The following is an 18987-nucleotide window of genomic DNA, read 5'->3' as shown; positions in this document are numbered from 1 at the left end:
CGCTTGTCACTCAAGTGCGCGGCAACGCTGCCGGGCACAGGTCAACTTGATTAAGTTGGCCCAGGAATCTAATCATGAATCTAACGAAAATGTTCACTAACAATCCCATGAGATTCGCCTTGGGAACGTCCCTTGTCATGTTTGCGCCGCTGCTGTCCGGGAGTGAGGAGACTCAGACCAAGATCGCCGATACGAACCAAGCCAAGATTGCCGACACGAACCAGGTCATGCACCGCACGATCGAAATCGATGGGCAAACGATCTTCTATCGCGAGGCCGGTTCGCCAGATGCACCGACCCTACTATTGCTGCACGGTTTTCCGACTTCTTCGCACATGTTCCGGGATCTTATCCCTGCACTGGCAGACCAGTTTCATTTGGTGGCGCCGGACTACCCCGGATACGGGAACAGTTCGATGCCTGCGGTCGATGAGTTCGACTACACGTTCGACTATCTCAGCCAAATCATCGACAAGTTCACTGAGGAGCTTGGCCTCGATCACTACAGCCTCTACCTGATGGACTACGGTGCTCCGATCGGCTTCCGTCTGGCAGCTAAACACCCCGAGCGCATCGATTCGCTCATCATCCAGAACGGCAACGCCTACGTCGAAGGAATTGACAATGATTTCTGGGAGCCGATCAAGGAGTACTGGAAAGATCGTGGGGCCGTCAACAAGGGTCTTGACAACGAATGGTGGAAAAACGTCAAGGCTGCTTACAAGCAGCCCAATATGGCGAACGAAGACGCGATCCGCTTTCTCGTGACCCTGGACGCGACGAAATGGCAGTACACCAACGGCGTTCGTAACCCGGAGACGATCAGCCCCGACAATTGGCACGTCACGCAGAGACTCCTGGATCGGCCGGGAAATGCGGAGATTCAACTTCAACTGTTCTACGACTACGGCAGCAACCCGCCTCTGTATCCTAGCTGGCAAGCGTATTTTCGCGAGCACCAGCCGCGGACGCTGATCGTGTGGGGCGCGAACGACGAGATTTTCCCGGCTGCGGGCGCACACCCGTACAAGCGGGATTTGAAGAACCTCGAATTTCACCTGCTGGACACCGGGCATTTTGCCCTTGAAGAAGACGGCGATGTCATCGCGAAGCTGATCCGCAACTTCATGACCTCGGAGACGCGCTAACGGCGGGCACACTCACGACTCCGAGAACCGCAATTCTGGTAACCTTCGCAGCACATGGGTCTTTAGGACTCAGCCAAGCCTCCCGCCGCAAATGTGGGGAACCGGGAGGCGCTGCGAGGCCCTTGTAACCGCGTAACGAGGAAACTCAGATGAAAGCAACAGTAATTCACGAATTCGGCGACATCGACGTGCTCAAGTACGAAGACATCGACGTGCCGAGCCCGAGACCCGGCCACGTCCTGGTCAAAGTGCTCGCAGCAGGCGTCAACCGCCTGGACCACTACATCCGCGAAGGAATCATCGTTCCTGAACTTCCGTTCCCGCACATTCTCGGCGCAGACGCCGCTGGCGAAGTAGCCGAGCTCGGGGAAGGAGTCACCGGCTTCCGCACTGGCGAGCGAGTGATCGTAGCCCCGGGATATCCGCAAAACGCGGACGAGACCGACGTCCGTCCTGCGATAGCCGCCCCGAGCTTTGCATTGCCAGGGCTGCACATCTCCGGGACTTACGCACAGTACATGGAAGTCCCTGCCTACGCCGTTATCAAAGATGAGACTGGGCTTACGCCCGAAGAGGCGGCTACGCTTCCGGTCGTTCTGGCGACGGCTGTACATGCTCTCAAACAGGTCGGCGAAGTCAAGGCCGGCGACAAGGTTCTGATTCATGCAGGCGTTTCCGGTTCCGGCAGCATGCAGATTCAGGTCGCCAAGGCGCTGGGCGCGGACGTCGCGACGACGGTTCGTAGCGATGAGAAGGTCGAATTTGCCAGAGAGCTGGGCGCGGACCTTGTGATCAACACTCGCAACGAGGACTTCGTCGAGCGCGTCACGGCATGGACGGACGGAGTCGGCGCCGACGTCGTGATCGACAACCTCGCTGGAGACGTCTTGGCCAAGAGCATTGAAGCCACGAAGCCCATGGGCGTTATCGTCGCCTTCGGCTTTGCGGCCGGTCCCGAAGTCAAGTTCGACATTCGAAGCCTGTTCTTTGCCCAGAAACAGCTCCGCGGCTCGATGGCGAGCGACATCGAGGACCTCGAATGGGGACTGGAGCAGGTCCGTGCGGGCCGCATCAAGCCGGTGCTCGACCGCACTCTTCCGCTCAGCAAGGCGGCAGAGGCTCATCGCCTGATCGCTGCCGGCAAGGTCAGCGGAAACCTCGTGCTGTTGCCGTGGTCAGAGAACTAGGGCAATCGCCCAACGACCGAGTTCACCGACGGACGAGCGGCGCGACCGCAAGTCCGTCGGTTGGAGCGACTTGTTAGGGGTCAGAACTGTCCTATCGCCACTGGTAGCCCAAGCCAGCAGACCCGTCCCGAGGGTTTGTCCCCCTGTCCCTCCCGGCTAGGGCGCGGATTGTCTGCGACCGCTGGGCATCTTGTTGGCCTGCGAGGTCCTACGAAGCGTCCACAGGGACTACCGGGCCGATATCGATCGGCACGCGCAAGGTTTCTGCGATTGCATTGAAGCTGCAGAACAGCTCGATGATCTGTCTGGTCTGATCGATTTCCTGGTCGGTGGCGCCGCTGTCTCGTGCCATTCCCTCATGTGCGACGCAGCAGTACTCGTTCTGATTGACCGAAGAAACCGCATAGGCGATCAGCTCTCGCGTTTTGCGGTCGAGACCGCCGGAAGAAAGCATGATAAGCTTCTGTCTTTGCCAGTTCACTTCGAGCCACTCAGCGTCCACCGCAGCCTGCGCTTTGAAGAAGTTTGGAACCTTGCCGAACTCCTCCTCGATCTCCGCATACACCTCGGCGACCTTGCCGTCGGCTTCCTCTTCTGATAAGAGTCTATTCATTGCTGTTTCTCCATTCATGACAGCTCAACAACCTATTCTCTCACATTGTGAGCTGATTTTGGCGGACTATAGATGAAACTGGAGGCGAAGGATGCGATATCTCAAACGGATATCTTTCACCGCCAGGTTTAGTCGAAGAACGGAAGCCAGTCCCGCAGGTGGCCGTCGAAGAGGTTGATTCCGGCGCGGGTTTTGACGATGTACAGAACTACAAGCCCGGTGAACACAACGACCGTCGCCAAGATCACGGACCATGCGCGCAGGACGATCTTGCCGCCTTCCGATCGGCGGTCGTCCATGACGTCCTCGGTCTCTTTGCGGGTGTCACGACCGATCAGGAACACGACGTACAGCTGCGTGAATATCAGCGGGATCAAGATTCGCACGTCGATGAAATGACGTCGTTTGGACGTTTGGCGACTGACCGCCTTGCGAATCGCCTGCAGCTGCTCGCGCGACATGCCCGTGCGGATTTCGACCGGCAGGTCTCGCACGACGATATCGGGCATCGGATCGGTCTTGGGCGCGGCGGCCATTACCCCTGATTATCGGCGCGCAGTTTCCTATTTCTCACCCCGTCCAAGCCTGGGCCTCACAACCGATTCCAGTCCGATCCAGGCCATCGCGAGCCAGCAGAGCCACACGAAGGCGAACCGGTACGGTGCGGCGTCAGAACCAGCGGGAACGATCAGTTCAACGTCCATCGGCACCGTCAGACCTGTCGGCGCCACCTCCAAAAGATTGCCCCGCGAGTCCGTCGCCAGGCTGACCCCGGTGCTCGCCGCGCGGACCAGCGGCAGCCCCGACTCGATGCTCCGCCATACCGTAGACATCCAGAGCTGGTCATGCGCCATCGTTCCGACGTACCAATCGTCGATCGACATGACCGCCAGCAGTTGCGCGCCCATCCTCCCCTCGCGCTCGGCGATATCGGGAAAAACGCCCTCGAAGCAGAGCATCGGTCCGACGATCACGCCGTTGATCTCGATAACCGAGAGCTTGTCGGCCGGGGTGATGTCGCCGGACGGAAGGTCGAACGCCTTGAGAAACGGAAGACTGTCGCGCAGCGGCACGTACTCTCCGAATATGACGAGTCGCGTCTTGTCCGCATGCGCCCAACCGTCGCCGGTGTATGCGATCGCGGTCTGATACGTTTTCCCGTCCGCATCGACCCTGTTGCCGCCGAACAGCACTGGCGTTTCTGGCTCGCGGCCAGCAAACTCTGGCGGAGGAATCATCGTTGACGGCGACGTTGTGCCCTCTGGCAGCACGACAAGATCGGCGCCCTGCAAGACAGCTGCCGCCAGTATCAGGTCGATTGATTGCGCCAGGTCGGACGCGCGCGTTTCGGGGTCGCCAAACGCAACGTCGACCCCGGTCTGGCCGACGGTGACGGTAAAACTCTCACCTTCCTGCGGCTGGCCGTACCGAACCAATGAAAGCGCAAGCAATCCAACGAACACGCCGCCGTAGCGCCACACTTTTCGCACCGTGCTCAGCGAGCCTTCACTCTTGTCGGTCGGCCAGATGTACATCGCGGCAAGCAGGTTCGGCAGGATCACCCACGCCGACACGAGGAACAAGGTTCCCCACGCGGCGTGCTGAACGATCGCGGGGAATCGCCACAACGGCATGGCAGCGATGCCCCAGGGGAAAGCCAACTCGTGGATGTACGATCGCGCCGCCTCCGACCCGGCCCAGACCAGCGGAATCACCCACGGTCGCGAGAGCTTCCAGCATCGGTGGATCAGCCACCCTGTGAGCACGTAGTAGAGACCGGCGATCGCAGCCGCGAGAACCCACGGAATAGCGGCCAGCAGGTAGCTCCCCGTCCAGTGACTGACAAACGGAACCAGCCAGAACATCTGAAAAAGAAAGTAGACAAAGCCGAAAATCCAACCGGACTTGCAAGCGCCGCGACCATCCGTGTCACGAAGAGAAGCCAGCCACGGCGCAAGAGCGATGAACACGATCAGCGCGACATTTGCGGGCGGAAACGCAAGGCTGAGCAGACCCGCGGCCAAAAGCGCCGGCCATGCACGACGAATCGACGCCAGCGCCTTCTTCACCGCCGCCCTCCGCCAGCGAGATGCGCGGGGCGCTTGCAGAACGGGTTGCGATTTCGATCCATGGAGCCCTAGTCGTCAGCAGTGCGCTTTGAACTTGGTCGCGCGCGGTTCTTGGCCCAGGCTCGCAACATCGAAATCTCTTCCGGCATCATCTTGCTCAACGGCACCTGGTTCTTCGCTTCCTGCATGATGTCCTTCGTCTCAAGCTCGCGACCTGCGTCGAAGGCGAGGTGCAGGGCGCCGATCACGAGTTGCTCGATTTCAGCGCCGCTGAACCCCTTCGTTGCCTTTGCCAGCTCTGCGACTCTGAACTTTCGAGGCGATCGGCCACGCTTCGTTATGTGAATCTTGAAGATCTCCTTGCGGTCCTCGAGGTTCGGCAGATCGACGAAGAAGATCTCGTCGAACCGGCCTTTGCGCAACAGCTCAGGCGGCAGTGCTGAGACATCGTTGGCCGTCGCGATGAGGAACACCGGCTTGGTCTTCTCCTGCATCCATGTCAAGAACGTCGCGAACACGCGCGCGGTCGTTCCGCTGTCGCTGACGCCGCCTCCCACGCCGGCGAACCCCTTCTCCATCTCATCGAGCCAAAGGACGCACGGCGCCAGCGACTCCGCCAGCCGGATCGCCCTCCTCATGTTCTCCTCGCTCTGCCCGACATAGCTTCCGAAGATTCGGCCCACGTCCATTTTGAGCATCGGCAGGTTCCAAGTCGACGCGACCGCTTTGGCTACGAGCGACTTGCCGCACCCCTGCACGCCCAAAAGCAGGATGCCGCGAGGGGATGGAATGCCGAACGCTCGCGCCGCTTCGCTCAACGACTTTGATCGCTTCCCAAGCCACGTCTTCAGCAGTTCGTGCCCGCCGACGTCCGCAAGGGTGTTGTCCGCCGGATAAAACTCAAGCATGCCCGTCTTGCGCACGATCTGCTTTTTCTCTTCGATGATCGTCTCAACGCAGAGCGACTTCTTCACTACCAGGCTGCGAGCAAAGGCGGACTCGATTTCAGCGCTCGTCAACCCCTGGGCGGAGTGGATCAGCAGCTCCCTTTCGTCGTCGGTCAAATCTACGTCGACAGCCTCGACGTCCTTCATCGCCTCGATCACTTCATCGAGCTGCTCGGCGATGTCTTCAGCGCTTGGCAGCGGGAACTCGACGACGGTCAAGTCCTTCTCCAGCTCCGTGGGCAAACTCAGGCTTGGTGACACCAGGAACAGCGTCGACGCACGGCTGCGCAGGCGAACCGCGAGATCGCGCAGAAGCCGGATAACCCGCGCATCTTTTAGATAAGCGTGAAAGTCCTTCAGGACGAACACGGTGAACTCCGGCGATTCGTGCACCTGCGCGAGCACCTCCAGCTCACTCGCCAGTTTCGAAGGTTTTGCCGGACCTCTCGTTCTAGCCACCGGCGGTTTCAACCCTTGTGTAATCGACCAAACATGGAGATCGCGATCAAGCTCCTTGGCCACTTCTGCAATCGCTTCCAAGAAGCGCTGCTCTTCCCAAGTCACGACGTAGATGATCGGGTACTTGGCCCGAATGAGGACTTCAAATTCCTTCTTTGATTGCATGTTTCGTTAGCCCAGTTCGACCGGTTGAAGCGCCAGTTGGCTCATCATTTCAATACAGTCGGGGATGACGGTGTCGTTGAAATTGAAAAGCGGAGTGTGCACCGACGGATACGACTCGCGATCGGCCGGACACAGGCCGACGAAGAAGAAGCATGCGGGCACGTGTTCGCCATAAAAGCTAAAGTCCTCGCCACCCATCACCGGGGCCGACTCCTCTTGCATACGGCCTTCACCGATGACGGTTGCGGCAATGCGACGGTACCTGTCGGTTGCCGCTGTATCATTGAACGTCACCGGGTATCCCTCCATCCACTCGATCTCGACTTCCACGCCCATGGCACGACCGACGCCCTCGACGATTTCGTCGAACCGCTTCTTGCCCTTCTCCTGTGTTTCTGTGGTCAACGTGCGCATCGTGCCACCAAAATCAATGCTCGACGGGATCACGTTGAACGCATTTCCGGCGTTAAAGAAGGTCACCGTCAGGATGTACCCCTCTGTCGCGATGATGTTGCGCGATGCGACCGACTGCAAGGCTGTCACAATTTGCGAGGCTGCAACGATCGTGTCGCTCGTCAGGTGCGGAGCGGCGGCATGACCGCCAGGGCTCTTCAAAACCACGCGGAACTGGTCAGTTGCAGCCATCATCGCACCGTTTTTCACGCCGAACACTCCTTCCTTCCCCGTCGGCCAACCGTGCAAACCGTACGCAACGTCTGCTTTCGCCGGATAGATCGTGCCGTCCAGCACCCCGTCTTCGCACATCCGCCGACCGCCCGCGCCGCCCTCCTCCGCTGGTTGGAACATCAACAAGATGTTGTTCTTGCGCCCCGTCTCTTTCACAAGCGCGCGCGAGGCGCCGATCAGAATCGAAGTGTGTCCGTCGTGGCCGCACGCGTGCATCACCCCCTCATTCGTGCTGGCGTAGTCGAGTCCGGTCGCTTCGAGAATCGGAAGCGCGTCCATGTCCGCGCGCAGCGCAACTGTTCTTGCCTTCGCAGAATCAGCTCCGTTCGCGGGAAGAAATCCGAGCACGCCCGTTCCACCGGCGAGTCCGGCTGTGAACTTGATCCCGGCCTCGGTCAGCTCGCGTTGGACGACCTTCGTCGTCCGCTCCTCCTTGTACATCAGCTCCGGATGCCGGTGCAGATCGTGCCGAATCTCAGTGATCGCTCCGTGGTCGGCTATGATTCTCTTTCGCAACGTGCTGGACATGCCTGCATCGTACCTGCCCGCCAGCTAGCCTCCTGGCTGTCGTATGGTGAAGCCACAGGCCCGATTCCTAGTTCGTCACAGATTCAAATGCCTCAAGGAACCGGATCATCTCGTCCGGCGTACCGATGCTCACCCGGATGTGGCGCGGCATGCCGAGCGCGTGACCCGACCGGACGATGACTCCCTGTCTTAAGAGCGCTTCCGCGACCTCTTGAGCCGGACGCTTGACGTCGATGCAAATAAAGTTGGCAAAGCTCTCAATCGTGTCGAACCCCAGCTCCGACATGCGCTCTGAGACCCGGTCGCGCCCCTCCCTGTTCACCGCGAGCGTGTTGGCCAAATGCTCGTCGTCGTCGAGCGCGGCGATCGCTGCGACTTGCGCCAGAGAGTTGACGGCGAACGGCTCGCGAACGCGGTCGATCGCATCGACGACCTCGACCGGCGCGAACGTGTAGCCAATGCGAATGCCGGCCAATCCGTACGACTTGCTGAGCGTGCGCACGACGATCACCGGCTTGCCGTCGCGCAAGTATCGCAAAGAATCTGGATACCCCGGCTCATGGCGCGCAAACTCGTAATACGCCTCGTCGAACACGATCACGACGCCCTCAGGAATCGCGCTCATGAACTCGTCCACTTCGTCCACATTCAATATCGTGCCCGTCGGGTTGCCCGGGTTGTCAATGAACACGAGCTTGGTGGCAGGAGTGATCGCCGTTGCCATCGCGACGAGATCGTGCCGCCAATGGCCGTTGACAGGCACGGAAGTGAACGCGCAATCGGCGAGCTGCGCCAACGCCCTGTATCGCACGAACGACGGGCTCCCGGCCACGACCACATCCTCATGCCCGCCCAAGAAGACCTGGCCGATCAGGTTGAGAACCTCATCGCTGCCGTTGCCCAGGACGATGTGCTTCGGATCGATCTCGAACCGCTCGCTGATCTTCTGCTTGACCGCATAGCCGCTCGCGTCCGGGTACAGATTCATTCCGCTCGCTGCGTCCTTCACTGCCGCGACAGCCTTCGGCGACGGGCCAAGCGGGTTCTCGTTGCTGGCGAGCTTGACGACCTCCGCCAGCCCCAGCTCGCGCTTGAGCTCATCGATCGGTTTCCCCGGCGAGTAGGCACGCATCTTCATCACGTTCGGGCGCACACGGTACGGCATGACGATCTGATTTTGACAGACAGCGCAAAACTGAATCGCGATTCACTGAAATGAGTAACGAGTCACAAGTATTGAGTCCCGAGGTCAGGTGCGGGATAAGAACACGACAGACTCCCTTGCGCTTGCCAGCGCCGGAGTGCCATACGGTCAGTCCTTCTACCAAAGCGGGAAGGAGGGAGATTCAGCTCTCGCTCCGTTATTCGTCAGGTTCGTCTGTCCAGTGCCGCCTGCGCTCATGAAGTAGATCTCCCAGTTACCGTCGCGGAAGGACGCGAACGCGATCTTCGATCCATCAGGGCTGAACGAAGGGTTGCGATCTTCAGCCGCGTTATTCGTCAGGTTCGCCTGCCCCGAGCCGTCCGCGTTCATGACGTAGATCTCATCGTTGCCGTCGCGCCTGGATCCGAACGCGATCTGCGACCCGTCAGGGCTGAAGGTAGGATGGTTTTCGGGAGCCGCGGTATTCGTCAGCCGCGTTACTCCTGTGCCGTCCGCGTTCATGACGTAGATCTCAAAGTTGCCGTCGCGGTTGGACATAAACGCGATCTTCGACCCATCCGGGCTGAACGCAGGGTGACCATCGGAAGCCGCATTGTTCGTCAGCCGCGTCTGCCCCGAGCCGTCCGCGTTCATGACGTAGATCTCACGGTTGCCGTCACGCAGAGAGTAGAACGCGATCTTCGATCCATCTGGGCTGAACGCCGGAAAGCCATCGTTCGCCGCGTTATTCGTCAGGTTCGTCTGTCCAGTGCCGTCTGCGTTCATGATGTAGATCTCAAAGTTGCCGTCGCGGTAGGACGCAAACGCGATCTTCGACCCGTCCGGGCTGAACGCAGGGAAGATATCGGAAGCCGCGTTATTCGTCAGGTTCGTCTGCCCAGAGCCGTTCACGTTCATGACGTAGATCTCATTGTTGCCGTCGCGATCGGACCAAAACGCGATCTTGCTGCCGCTGTCGCCGACTCCGGTTCCTCCGTCGCCTCCGCATCCGCTCGCAGCAAACGCCGCTATCAGCGCGGCCGAGACAACTAAGGTTTTCATGTAGGTTCTTTCCATGTCCCTACCGATGCGACATTTGCGGCAATGTGAGTACGCAAGGACCTTTGCGCCCACGATCTCGCTGATTGTCCAAGCCCCGCACCTCATTCCACCTTTTGAGACGCATAAAGTAGAATCACCGAATGACTTTGCGTCGAGCCTCGACCTTAGCGCTTCTCGCGCTGCCGTTTTTCGCCTTCGCGCAGCCGCGCGAGGGTCGCACCTACGACCTCCAGCATGTCGCATACCGGCTCTGGTTCTATGAAGAGCAGCGATCCTTCGCCGGTCAGGTCACAAACACGGTCGCGCCGCTCGCCGACGGCATGACGTCCGTCTGGTTCGACGCGGTCAACCTCAACATAAAAGAGGTCTCGGTCGACGGCAGACCGCTCGACTTCGAATACGACGGCAACAAGATCACGGCCGACCTCGGACGCTCGTACGCCAAGGGCGAAAAGATCGACGTACTCATAAGGTACAGCGGCCAGCCTACCGCCGGGCTCTACTTCGTCCACGAGCGCGACGCCTGGCCCGCGAAGTCGTCCATGATCTACAGCAAAGGCGAGCCGGAGTACAACCGCCAGTGGCTCCCGACCTACGATTACCCCGACGACAAAGCGACCAGCGAGTGCTGGCTGAACTGCAAGCCCGGTTACACGGCAGTCAGCAACGGCGTCCTGCTCGGCGTCAACAAGGGCGATGAAGAGTGGACCTACCACTGGCGCATCGACCAAGACCACCCGACGTACCTGATCGCCTGGGCGATCGCGGACTTCGTCAAAGGCGAAGAGCGGATCGGAGACCTGCCCGTCGAGTGGTACGTGCCGAACGGTCTCGTTAGCCGAGGGGTCGCGTCGTTCGCAGGCACGGCGGAGATGATTGGCTTCTTCAACGAATTGACGCACTTCGACTACCCTTACGACCGGTTCAGCCAGCTCGTGGTCGGCGATTTCGTCACCGGCGGAATGGAGCACACGACGATGGTGACGAACACCATTCGTACGCTCCACGAGCCGTTTGAACAGCCGCTGGCCAGCTCCACCGGGCTCGTTTGCCACGAGCTGGCGCACCAGTGGTTCGGCGACACCGTCACCTGCGAGGGCTGGTCGCAGATGTGGATCAACGAGGGCTTTGCATCATTGATGCCGCACTTCTGGACCCGCCACACGCGCGGTCTGGTTGCGTTTCAGCTGCAGCGCAAGGGCACGATCAACGGAGCGTACGGAGCATCCAGCCGCGACCGCAAGCCGATCGTGACCAAGGATTACGGCGACAACCCGGACTTTATGTTCCGCAGCGTCTCGTACGGCGGCGGCGCCGCGCGGATGTACATGCTGATCGACGTCATCGGGGAAGAGGTTTTCTGGAACGGCATCGGAAACTTCCTGAAGAAGTACCGCTTCCAAGCGGTCAACACGGACCAGTTCTTCGACGTGCTCTCCGATACCGCCGGTACCGATCTTTCATGGTTCCGCGACCAGTGGTTCTACCGCGAGGGAGTGCCAGCGATCGAGCTTTCGTTTGCCAACGGCGTGCTGACGTTCACGCAATCCGGCGAACCGTGGGCGCTGGACATGCCGGTCTGGAGGTACACGAACGGTCGATGGCAGAAGCTGTTGGTGCGCGTCGACAGCGCGGAGTCGACCGTCTTCCTCGGCAAAGACGCAAGTTTCCTTGTCGATCCTGAACGCAGGTTTGTCGCGCGGTTCTCCGGCGCACCGTCATTCCCGGCGGATCTTGCGATCGCCGCCTATCACGCCGCGCCGAATGCGGGGATCAAGGACGAACTGATCAGCCGCGTGCGCGCTTCCGACGACGCAGAAGCGAAGCAGGCGCTTGCGCTGGGCGAGACCGACCCGGACCTCCGCAGGCGCGTGATTGCTCTGGTCGATATCAAAAACGCGACTGCGCTCCTAGAGTTGGCAGGAGACGAAGACAGACGGATCGCAAACTCCGCAATTAGCCGCCTCGGTTCGGTCGAAAAGTCCGACGAAGTTCTCGCGTTCCTGCACAACGTCATGGAGAACGACCCCAATCCGCGCATCGCCTGCAACGCTTTACAACAAATTTACAAGCTGACGGAGGACGAGTCGCTCATCGAGCGCGCGTGGAGCACTAGCGCGCCGAACGAGTGCTACAAGCTCTTCGCGCTCCGCCAAATCGCTCGGAGCGACGCTGGTCGCGCGAGGGCGATTGCCCTTGATCTGATCGCGAACTCGACGAACACGATACTGCGGCTTGAGGCCATCCGCCGTCTCGGCTCGCTCAAAGACGCCGACGGATCGAGCAGTGTGTACAATGCGCTGATCTCGATCGTCCGCGACGAGCACTCCTACCAAGGCCGCATGGCCGCCGCTGCCTCACTAGCTTCGTACGGAAACAAGGCCGCGCTAGAGTTTCTGAAACCGATCGCGAACGAGGGCTACCCCCGCTTCACCAACCGCATCAAGAGCGCGATCCGCCGATTGGAGAGGATTGAGTAAAGCAGCGCGATACGTCCTATAAGTCATATAGGACGTATCGCGGAACACAAGCCCCCACAAGAAAGCGAGACGTCAGACGGCAACAGTCTTCAAATCGTCAGCGACCTCGAACGTCGCCTCGGTCTTCTCGCGCACTTCGTCGAGCGTCACACCATCAGCCAGCTCGACCAGCTTAATGCTCTGGCCGCGAGAGACTTCGAAAACGCACAAGTCCGTGATGATCAGGTCGATGCAAGCCTTGCCGGTCAGCGGCAGAGTGCACTCCTTGAGCACTTTCGACGCGCCCTTCTTGTTCGCATGCGACATCACGGCGACTACGCGCTTGACGCCGGCGACGAGGTCCATCGCCCCGCCCATGCCCTTGACCAGCTTGCCGGGGATCATCCAGTTGGCGATGTCGCCCTCCTGGCTGACCTCCATCGCGCCGAGGATCGAGAGGTCGATATGCCCACCGCGGATCATCGCGAAAGAGTCCGCGCTGGAGAAGTACGACGTTCCGGGGATCTCGGTGATCGTCTGCTTGCCCGCGTTGATCAGATCCGGGTCGGCCTCGCCCTCATAGGGGAACGGCCCCATGCCCAGCATCCCGTTCTCGCTCTGCAAGACAACGTCCATCGCGTCAGGAATGTAGTTCGCGACCAAGGTCGGAATCCCAATCCCGAGGTTCACATAGAATCCGTCCTGAAGTTCCTTCGCTGCGCGCTGTGCCAATTGTTCGCGTGTCAGTGCCATTGCCAGCGCTAATTGTATCTCAAATAAAGAACCCCCGCCCACTATTGGACGAGGGTTCCTGGGATGAGCGCGACTGGGTTATGCCGCCTCGGATTCCTCCGCGGGGCGAGCCGCTCGCGAACCGGACTCCTCGTACTTGAACTGAGCAGCCAGCGCCTGCAGTCTGTCTCCAGCACTGGAGAGCTCTTTGGCCATGTTGCTGACCTGCTCGATGTTCGCCGACTGCTCCTGGATCGATGCTGCGGACTCCTCGACGTTGGCGGACATCTGTTCGTTGCCCGCGCTGAGCTCCTGGGCGCCTGCCGCTGTCTGCTGAGAGATCGAAGCGACCGACTCTACCGACGCGTTGACTTCCTCTGCGCTCTTGCTCATCGCCTCGACTTGCTCCTGGCTGTCCGCCGCGAGCGTCCCGAAGGTCTCAACTGCGGACAGGATGCTTTGAAGCGCCTCGTTCGCCTTTGCGCTGTATTCAGCGCCAGACTCGACCTCTTCCGATGTTGCTTGCATCGCAGCGATCGACTGCTCGACGCCAGCGTTGATCTCCTTGATCATCTCGCCGATCTCGCTCGTCGAGGTGCCTGCTCGCTCGGCGAGCTTGCGGACCTCTTCTGCAACGACGGCGAAGCCGCGACCGTGCTCGCCTGCTCGTGCCGCTTCGATCGCAGCGTTCAGGGCCAGCAAGTTCGTCTGTTCGGCTATCTCGTCGATCGAATTGACGATCGAGCCGATCTGAGCTTGCTTTTCACCAAGCTCCTTGATCGACGCGTTGGACAGTTCGACCTGCTCTTGGATCTTCGCCATGCTGGAGATCGCCTGTTGTACTGCCTCGCCGCCTTCCTTGGCGGTGCGGCCTGCCTCTTCGCCCGCAGCCTGCTGGGCCTCGCTGCCGGACTTGACCTTGCCGATCGCCTCCAGCATGCCCTCGACAGCGTTGGCGGCGGTGCTGGCGTTGGTCGCCAAATCGCCTGCTCCGGAAGCTATCTCCTGGCTAGTCTTCGCGCCCTGGGTGACTGACTGCGTCATCTCATCCATCGCTCCTGTGATCTGCTCGGACGCCTTTGAGGTCTCGCCCATGGCAGCCTCGACTTTACCGCCAGAATCTTTGACGAACGTCGCTTCTTTCACGAGGTCGCGCATCATCGTCTTTAGACTGTCCTGCGATGCCGTAAAGGCCTCGATCATGCCTGTGGTCTGATCCAGCAGACCGTTGAACTGCCGACCCAGGTCGCCGACCTCGTCCTTGCCGCAGTTTTCGATCGGTTCGGTGACGGCGACGACGTCTTTTGTCAGATCGCCAGTTTTGAGGGCGTCGATACTGGCCTTCAAGTTAGCGAGGCAGTTGTCCTTCAGGCTTGTCATCTGCTCGATCAGCGCCTTGACCGCGCCGGTCATCGCACCTGTGATCGCCATTGCCATCATGACCGAGAAGAGCGCAACAACGACGAACACGACAATCATCTTGGTCGTGCCAATAACGTTGACCCTCGTCAGGTCGGATGCGGCGAAATCCGCCTCCCCGTCTCCCCAGGCCTCCAGCGCGTTGATCGCGGGCAGGAACACGTTCTCGAACTGGACCTCCGACTGGTCTTCGATCACTCGGGCCTGTACCTCCTCGCCGGCGAGCGCCAAGGTCTCGATCTGGCGGAGCAATATGGACTGTGCGGCCCAAGCATCGTCGATCTCGGCGAGCAGCTTGATCTCCTGAGGATCGTCCGCCATCCCGTCGTAAGATTTCAGCGCCTCGTCTACGCCATCAAGTAGCGGATCGAGCATAGCGGCCTCGATATCCATCGCCTCGTCGGTTTCAGCGTGCACTGTGTTGAGAATCTGAATCCTGGCGGCGAGCGCGCCCGTCTCGATCACGCCGATTATATCCATGTCGCCTATGATGTCTCCTACAAGCTGCTCGCCCTCTCCGTGAAGCTGTTCTTTAGCGACCATTCCGAACCCGCCGACCACAGCCGTGCCGAACAGCGCGACGCCGAACCCGAGCGCAAGCTTCTTAGCGAGCTTCAGGTTGCCGATCCATGTCTGGAAGCCCTTGAACCTCATGGCGAAGAACACTGCCACTGCGATGCCCGCACCGATGAGCCAGATCGGCAGCGTGTTCGCATTTGCCGTCTTCGCTTCCGATGTGGGTACAGCCGCACCGACCGAACCTTTGCTGGCGCTGCTAGCAGGTGGCGTGCCAGTAGCCGATGCGTCTTCTGACTGGCCGTAGCCGACCAGCTGCATGCCAACGACGGTCGTGGACTGACCGTTGTCGGATGCAGGCCCGGGCTGGGAGCCTGCGACGAATTGGGTGTAGCCACCCATGAGCATTTGCTTCACTGCGTCGTTCGACATAGTGCGAGCGCTCGCGTGGGAAGCGAAGGGTAGGGCAAGCACCGCCAACAGCAGCGCGAGCGTTCTAAATTGAGTTGTCATTTTTGGGTCTCCGGTCTTGCCCAGCAATAATGCTCGGCGTCTGAAAGGAATCCTAGGCAGGCTGTATCTGTATCGTTAGATATACGAGGGAGAAGGTCTTCCTAATTATTTCAGCAGATCTTGCCGCGTACCAGAACGCAGCTGCTCGTCCGTGTTTCCGTTGTAGGCCGCCTACAGCTGAGCGGCTGCGATGCCTCCGGGGTCCGACCGGGGGCTTTTCACTGCCCGCACCGCGTTCCATGCCACGCCATTACCCGTAAAATTACTGCTCTATAAAGTGCCGTACAGTGGAATTACTAGCTTCGGAGGAACTGTGAAAACCAGAGTAATTCTAGTCGCGCTCGCCTTGTCATTGCCTACTGCCGCCTTCGCCGGTTGGACGGCGCTCGTCTTGATGCCGATCGCCGACATCTTGGGCCATCGGGAGGCGTACTACGGGTACAGCGTCTCGGGAACAGAGCCGAACGTCTCGAAGGGCATCGGGCACTCGCATGGTATGGAGTTGGGCGTGTTCGACAGGCTGGAGCTGGGCTACGACAACGACTTCGACGGCTCGACGGTCTTCAACACAAAGCTCCTGCTGTTCGAGGAGCCGGAAGAAGCGAAGTATGCAATCTCGATCGGCGTCGCCGACTGGTCGGACGCCGCTGGTTCGGCGGTGTTGCTGGGCAGGCACGACTTCGACGGGTTTCGGCTTCACGTCGCGGTGATGGCCGAAGGCTCTAACCGTTTGGCGGTGGGCATCGACGCTCCGTTTCTCGACATTGGAACCTGGACTGTCGAATACGCGAGCGGCCCAGGCGCGTACGCCTGGGGCGGTCTGTTCCTGCCTATCGACTCAGTGCCCGGGCTAGAACTCGATCTATTCCTCGGCGTACCGTCCAACAAGAGCGACGGCGTGCAGTACTCGGTCGGATTCGTCTACGGCTGGACGTTCTAACGGGCGCTACTTGATCTGGTCTGGCCGCAGATACGCCTTGCTCTTGCCATCTAGATCGGGCAGGGACACCACGTCGCCCGTCTCCCACTTGGCGTCGGCGCTCTGGAACTTGTCGTGGCGGCGATCCTGAACGAAGATGTGAACCCGGCGGCCGTTCCGCTCAACGATCAGCTCGGTTTTAATACGGCTCCCGAAGCTTCCGGCGAATATCTTCTTGACCTCGACGTCGACGACCGTGTAGTCGGCTGGGGCCGTCATGATTGCAGTTATGAGGGTGAGTGTTGCTAACATGCTTTGTTCTCGCTTACTGTGTACTCTACACCGAAACTGGGGCAACTCCTGCGCCAGTCGCGACGATCGTAACAGATACGGCAACCTTGCCGGGTCGCTTGCCAATCAAAGTGCAGGGCACCAACGCGATTGCGAAGGTGCCCTGCTATGCTTTATCAAGTTTAATGTTCGGAGAGAGATTCACAAATCTATAGAGACGTGTATAGAAATGGCCCAGTACAGACGACTGCCGGTCTGCCAAAGCCACCCCTTCCGTGCCAGTATCGAATTAGTTACAGAACGCCCTAGTGCAGGGAATGAGACCTGCCAAAAATGCTGGCTATGCACCGTCAGCATCTTAGTCGCGTAATAGGCTCGGCCTTGTGCTTCGCCTTCATAACGACTGCAACCGCGCAGCACCAAGCGAGCGAGTCCAAGCAGACCCATTCGCACGAAACCGAAAAGCACCATGCGAATGGATCCGACCAAGACCATTCTAAGAAGTCCGCGCCAGACCATGGCAAGCTATCAGTCACCGTTTTCGCCGACGCCTATTTCGCTGCGGACCACCACAGTTCGACGGTGAACGGCATGGGCGGATTCTGGTTCCGCCGCATCTACCTGACTTATGACCGCGAGCTCGAAGGCGGCTTTGCGGCACGCCTGAACTTCGAGGCCGCCAGCCCCGGCGACTTCACGACCGACGACAAGCTGTATACAAAGTTCAAGGACGCTTACATCTCGCATCATGGCGAGGCAGGACACGCGTACTTCGGACTGACGATCAACCCGCTGATCGGCAGCTACGAGAAGTACCACAAAGGGTACCGCGCGATCGAAAGGACGCCGCTCGACCTTTTCAAGATGTCAGGCAGCAGGGACACTGGTATCGGTTTCAAGGGCCACCTGAGCGGCAAGACCGACTACTGGCTGATGGTCGGCAACGACAGCAGCGTCGGGTCTGAGACGAACAAGGGCAAGGCGTTCTACTTGAATCTCAATCACGAGCTCGCTCCGAATCTCGATCTGAATGGAACTGCCGTGTACGCGGACAAGGATGGGTCGGACCACTGGACGACCGCAGCCGTGTTCTTGGGATATAAGGGCGACAAGATTGAGGGCAGCCTCTTCTACGCGCACCAGGCGAGATCGATCGCGGCAGGCCCGGACGTCAGCCTCGATATCGTGTCGCTGTACCTCTCCTTCCATTCGTCCGATACCGTGAAGCCGTTCTTCCGAGCGGACTTCGTGAACGGCGCGGTTCCCAAAGCAGACAAGATCAAGTATCTGAAGCTCTCAAAGGACGCTAGCCCATCCCTCTTCATTGTCGGGGTCGACATGAAGCTGAGCAAGAACGTTCACCTGATACCGAACATTGAATGGGTTACCTACAGCAACCCGACGTCAGGCCCGACGCCCGGCAACGACATGTTCATACGGCTGACCGTGGTCGCCAAGTTCTGAGACTGGCGAATCGGATGCCCGCTTGCAAGGGCGCCGTCGCATCTGTTACGGCGCCCTTTGCCAACTGTTCGCGCGAGAGGGCCATAACGTGATTCTAGCCAATTCCGAGCCCTGAACAAGGCGGTTACTTGATTGGCTGAGGACGATAGACACCGATCCAGCCGCCAGTCAGCCTACTCATTTGAAAAGTGTGCCGCTGCACCGTCCGCTTACCGTTGACGTTCTGGTGCAGCATAGTCCATCTGCGCTGGTCGTCCGAGGTCATTTCCAATAGCGCGGTGTGGTGACGAAACTGCGCCGGCACGCTGGTTCTGGGAACTTTGATCTTGACGTTCCTGAACTGGAGAATATCGCCTGCCTTGGCCTTGTTCTTGGGATCGACCCACTCGAATACAGCGCGGCCGTTTGACGCGACGTACAGTGTGCCGATGTGCTCGCCCCACACATAGTCGCCGTTGTTCGGATCGTCCCTGAACGACCTATTCGTCTTGGCGCCGACCGCCTTCAACCCCGCAAGGATAAAGTCCGTGCACTCGCCACGGCCTTGTGCATAGCCGACCTGTTCCTTTGACCAGGCGACAAGCTTGTCGTTGAGCGTCGGCTCTTCTGGGGTGAAGGCAGAAGACGCGCAGATGGTTGCAAGGATAAGGCTAATTGTCATACCG

The 18987-nt window shown here is 59.6% G+C and carries 16 protein-coding genes; 5 read left to right on the top strand and 11 right to left on the bottom strand.

Going from position 1 to position 18987, the window contains the following annotated elements; genetic code table 11:
- The first annotated feature begins 107 nt into the window (after nt 1-107).
- Nucleotides 108-1148 (top strand): alpha/beta hydrolase, encoded by a 1041-nt coding sequence (locus IH944_03155; protein ID MCH7903546.1) that lies wholly within the window; start codon nt 108-110, stop codon nt 1146-1148.
- A gap of 149 nt (nt 1149-1297) precedes the next feature.
- The gene (locus tag IH944_03150) at nt 1298-2335 is read left to right on the top strand and encodes a zinc-binding dehydrogenase (protein MCH7903545.1); all 1038 of its coding nucleotides are present in this window, start codon (nt 1298-1300) and stop codon (nt 2333-2335) included.
- A 208-nt stretch (nt 2336-2543) separates the two neighbouring features.
- Here IH944_03150 and IH944_03145 read toward each other — a convergent pair whose 3' ends face one another.
- The 7 genes from IH944_03145 to IH944_03115 all read right to left on the bottom strand — a co-directional run bounded on the left by IH944_03145 (nt 2544) and on the right by IH944_03115 (nt 10009).
- Nucleotides 2544-2948, bottom strand: coding sequence for a carboxymuconolactone decarboxylase family protein (locus tag IH944_03145; GenBank protein MCH7903544.1), 405 nt, complete (start codon nt 2946-2948; stop codon nt 2544-2546).
- Between the two features lie 128 nt (nt 2949-3076).
- Nucleotides 3077-3484: a hypothetical protein gene (locus IH944_03140; protein ID MCH7903543.1), complete on the bottom strand. Its 408-nt coding sequence runs from the start codon at nt 3482-3484 to the stop codon at nt 3077-3079.
- A 27-nt stretch (nt 3485-3511) separates the two neighbouring features.
- A complete protein-coding gene (gene lnt / locus IH944_03135) occupies nt 3512-5017 on the bottom strand; it encodes an apolipoprotein N-acyltransferase (protein ID MCH7903542.1) in 1506 nt (501 codons plus the stop codon).
- 68 nt (nt 5018-5085) lie between these two features.
- A complete protein-coding gene (locus IH944_03130; protein MCH7903541.1) occupies nt 5086-6588 on the bottom strand; it encodes an AAA family ATPase in 1503 nt (500 codons plus the stop codon).
- A 6-nt stretch (nt 6589-6594) separates the two neighbouring features.
- Nucleotides 6595-7803: an amidohydrolase gene (locus tag IH944_03125; protein MCH7903540.1), complete on the bottom strand. Its 1209-nt coding sequence runs from the start codon at nt 7801-7803 to the stop codon at nt 6595-6597.
- Nucleotides 7804-7870: 67 nt separating this feature from the next.
- Nucleotides 7871-8968, bottom strand: coding sequence for a histidinol-phosphate transaminase (locus IH944_03120; GenBank protein MCH7903539.1), 1098 nt, complete (start codon nt 8966-8968; stop codon nt 7871-7873).
- Nucleotides 8969-9124: 156 nt separating this feature from the next.
- Entirely contained in the window at nt 9125-10009 is an 885-nt protein-coding gene (locus IH944_03115) for a PD40 domain-containing protein (GenBank protein ID MCH7903538.1), read from the bottom strand.
- Nucleotides 10010-10149: 140 nt separating this feature from the next.
- On the opposite strand from IH944_03115, the gene IH944_03110 reads away from it, so the two are divergent.
- A complete protein-coding gene (locus tag IH944_03110) occupies nt 10150-12489 on the top strand; it encodes a M1 family metallopeptidase (GenBank protein ID MCH7903537.1) in 2340 nt (779 codons plus the stop codon).
- Between the two features lie 72 nt (nt 12490-12561).
- On the opposite strand, the gene IH944_03105 is transcribed toward IH944_03110, so the two are convergent.
- A complete protein-coding gene (locus IH944_03105; GenBank protein MCH7903536.1) occupies nt 12562-13221 on the bottom strand; it encodes a CoA transferase subunit B in 660 nt (219 codons plus the stop codon).
- 78 nt (nt 13222-13299) lie between these two features.
- On the bottom strand, nt 13300-15648 hold the full coding sequence (locus IH944_03100) for an MCP four helix bundle domain-containing protein (GenBank protein ID MCH7903535.1): 2349 nt from the start codon (nt 15646-15648) through the stop codon (nt 13300-13302).
- 313 nt (nt 15649-15961) lie between these two features.
- Here IH944_03100 and IH944_03095 point away from each other — a divergent pair, with 313 nt between their 5' ends.
- On the top strand, nt 15962-16588 hold the full coding sequence (locus IH944_03095) for a hypothetical protein (protein ID MCH7903534.1): 627 nt from the start codon (nt 15962-15964) through the stop codon (nt 16586-16588).
- Nucleotides 16589-16594: 6 nt separating this feature from the next.
- Here IH944_03095 and IH944_03090 read toward each other — a convergent pair whose 3' ends face one another.
- Nucleotides 16595-16879, bottom strand: coding sequence for a hypothetical protein (locus IH944_03090; GenBank protein MCH7903533.1), 285 nt, complete (start codon nt 16877-16879; stop codon nt 16595-16597).
- A gap of 360 nt (nt 16880-17239) precedes the next feature.
- Between IH944_03090 and IH944_03085 the strand changes: the two genes are divergently transcribed.
- Complete coding sequence (locus tag IH944_03085; GenBank protein MCH7903532.1) at nt 17240-18322, top strand: hypothetical protein; 1083 nt, start codon at nt 17240-17242, stop codon at nt 18320-18322.
- 124 nt (nt 18323-18446) lie between these two features.
- Here the strand turns inward: IH944_03085 and IH944_03080 are convergent, their stop codons facing one another.
- Complete coding sequence (locus IH944_03080; GenBank protein ID MCH7903531.1) at nt 18447-18983, bottom strand: hypothetical protein; 537 nt, start codon at nt 18981-18983, stop codon at nt 18447-18449.
- Nucleotides 18984-18987 lie beyond the last annotated feature (4 nt).

Source organism: Armatimonadota bacterium, from assembly GCA_022563855.1.
In the GTDB taxonomy this organism is placed as follows: domain Bacteria; phylum Armatimonadota; class Fimbriimonadia; order Fimbriimonadales; family Fimbriimonadaceae; genus JADFMN01.
This window is presented reverse-complemented; position numbering and strand designations above follow the sequence as displayed.

What these genes read in the sequence shown, in the direction of transcription:
- IH944_03090 (MCH7903533.1), bottom strand. Translation starts at nt 16,879, where the DNA reads ATGTTAGCAACACTCACCCTCATAACTGCAATCATGACGGCCCCAGCC.
- IH944_03110 (MCH7903537.1), top strand. Translation starts at nt 10,150, where the DNA reads ATGACTTTGCGTCGAGCCTCGACCTTAGCGCTTCTCGCGCTGCCGTTT.
- IH944_03100 (MCH7903535.1), bottom strand. Translation starts at nt 15,648, where the DNA reads ATGACAACTCAATTTAGAACGCTCGCGCTGCTGTTGGCGGTGCTTGCC.
- IH944_03080 (MCH7903531.1), bottom strand. Translation starts at nt 18,983, where the DNA reads ATGACAATTAGCCTTATCCTTGCAACCATCTGCGCGTCTTCTGCCTTC.
- IH944_03120 (MCH7903539.1), bottom strand. Translation starts at nt 8,968, where the DNA reads ATGCCGTACCGTGTGCGCCCGAACGTGATGAAGATGCGTGCCTACTCG.
- IH944_03150 (MCH7903545.1), top strand. Translation starts at nt 1,298, where the DNA reads ATGAAAGCAACAGTAATTCACGAATTCGGCGACATCGACGTGCTCAAG.
- IH944_03105 (MCH7903536.1), bottom strand. Translation starts at nt 13,221, where the DNA reads ATGGCACTGACACGCGAACAATTGGCACAGCGCGCAGCGAAGGAACTT.
- IH944_03145 (MCH7903544.1), bottom strand. Translation starts at nt 2,948, where the DNA reads ATGAATAGACTCTTATCAGAAGAGGAAGCCGACGGCAAGGTCGCCGAG.
- IH944_03130 (MCH7903541.1), bottom strand. Translation starts at nt 6,588, where the DNA reads ATGCAATCAAAGAAGGAATTTGAAGTCCTCATTCGGGCCAAGTACCCG.
- IH944_03125 (MCH7903540.1), bottom strand. Translation starts at nt 7,803, where the DNA reads ATGTCCAGCACGTTGCGAAAGAGAATCATAGCCGACCACGGAGCGATC.
- IH944_03140 (MCH7903543.1), bottom strand. Translation starts at nt 3,484, where the DNA reads ATGGCCGCCGCGCCCAAGACCGATCCGATGCCCGATATCGTCGTGCGA.
- IH944_03115 (MCH7903538.1), bottom strand. Translation starts at nt 10,009, where the DNA reads ATGAAAACCTTAGTTGTCTCGGCCGCGCTGATAGCGGCGTTTGCTGCG.
- IH944_03155 (MCH7903546.1), top strand. Translation starts at nt 108, where the DNA reads ATGAGATTCGCCTTGGGAACGTCCCTTGTCATGTTTGCGCCGCTGCTG.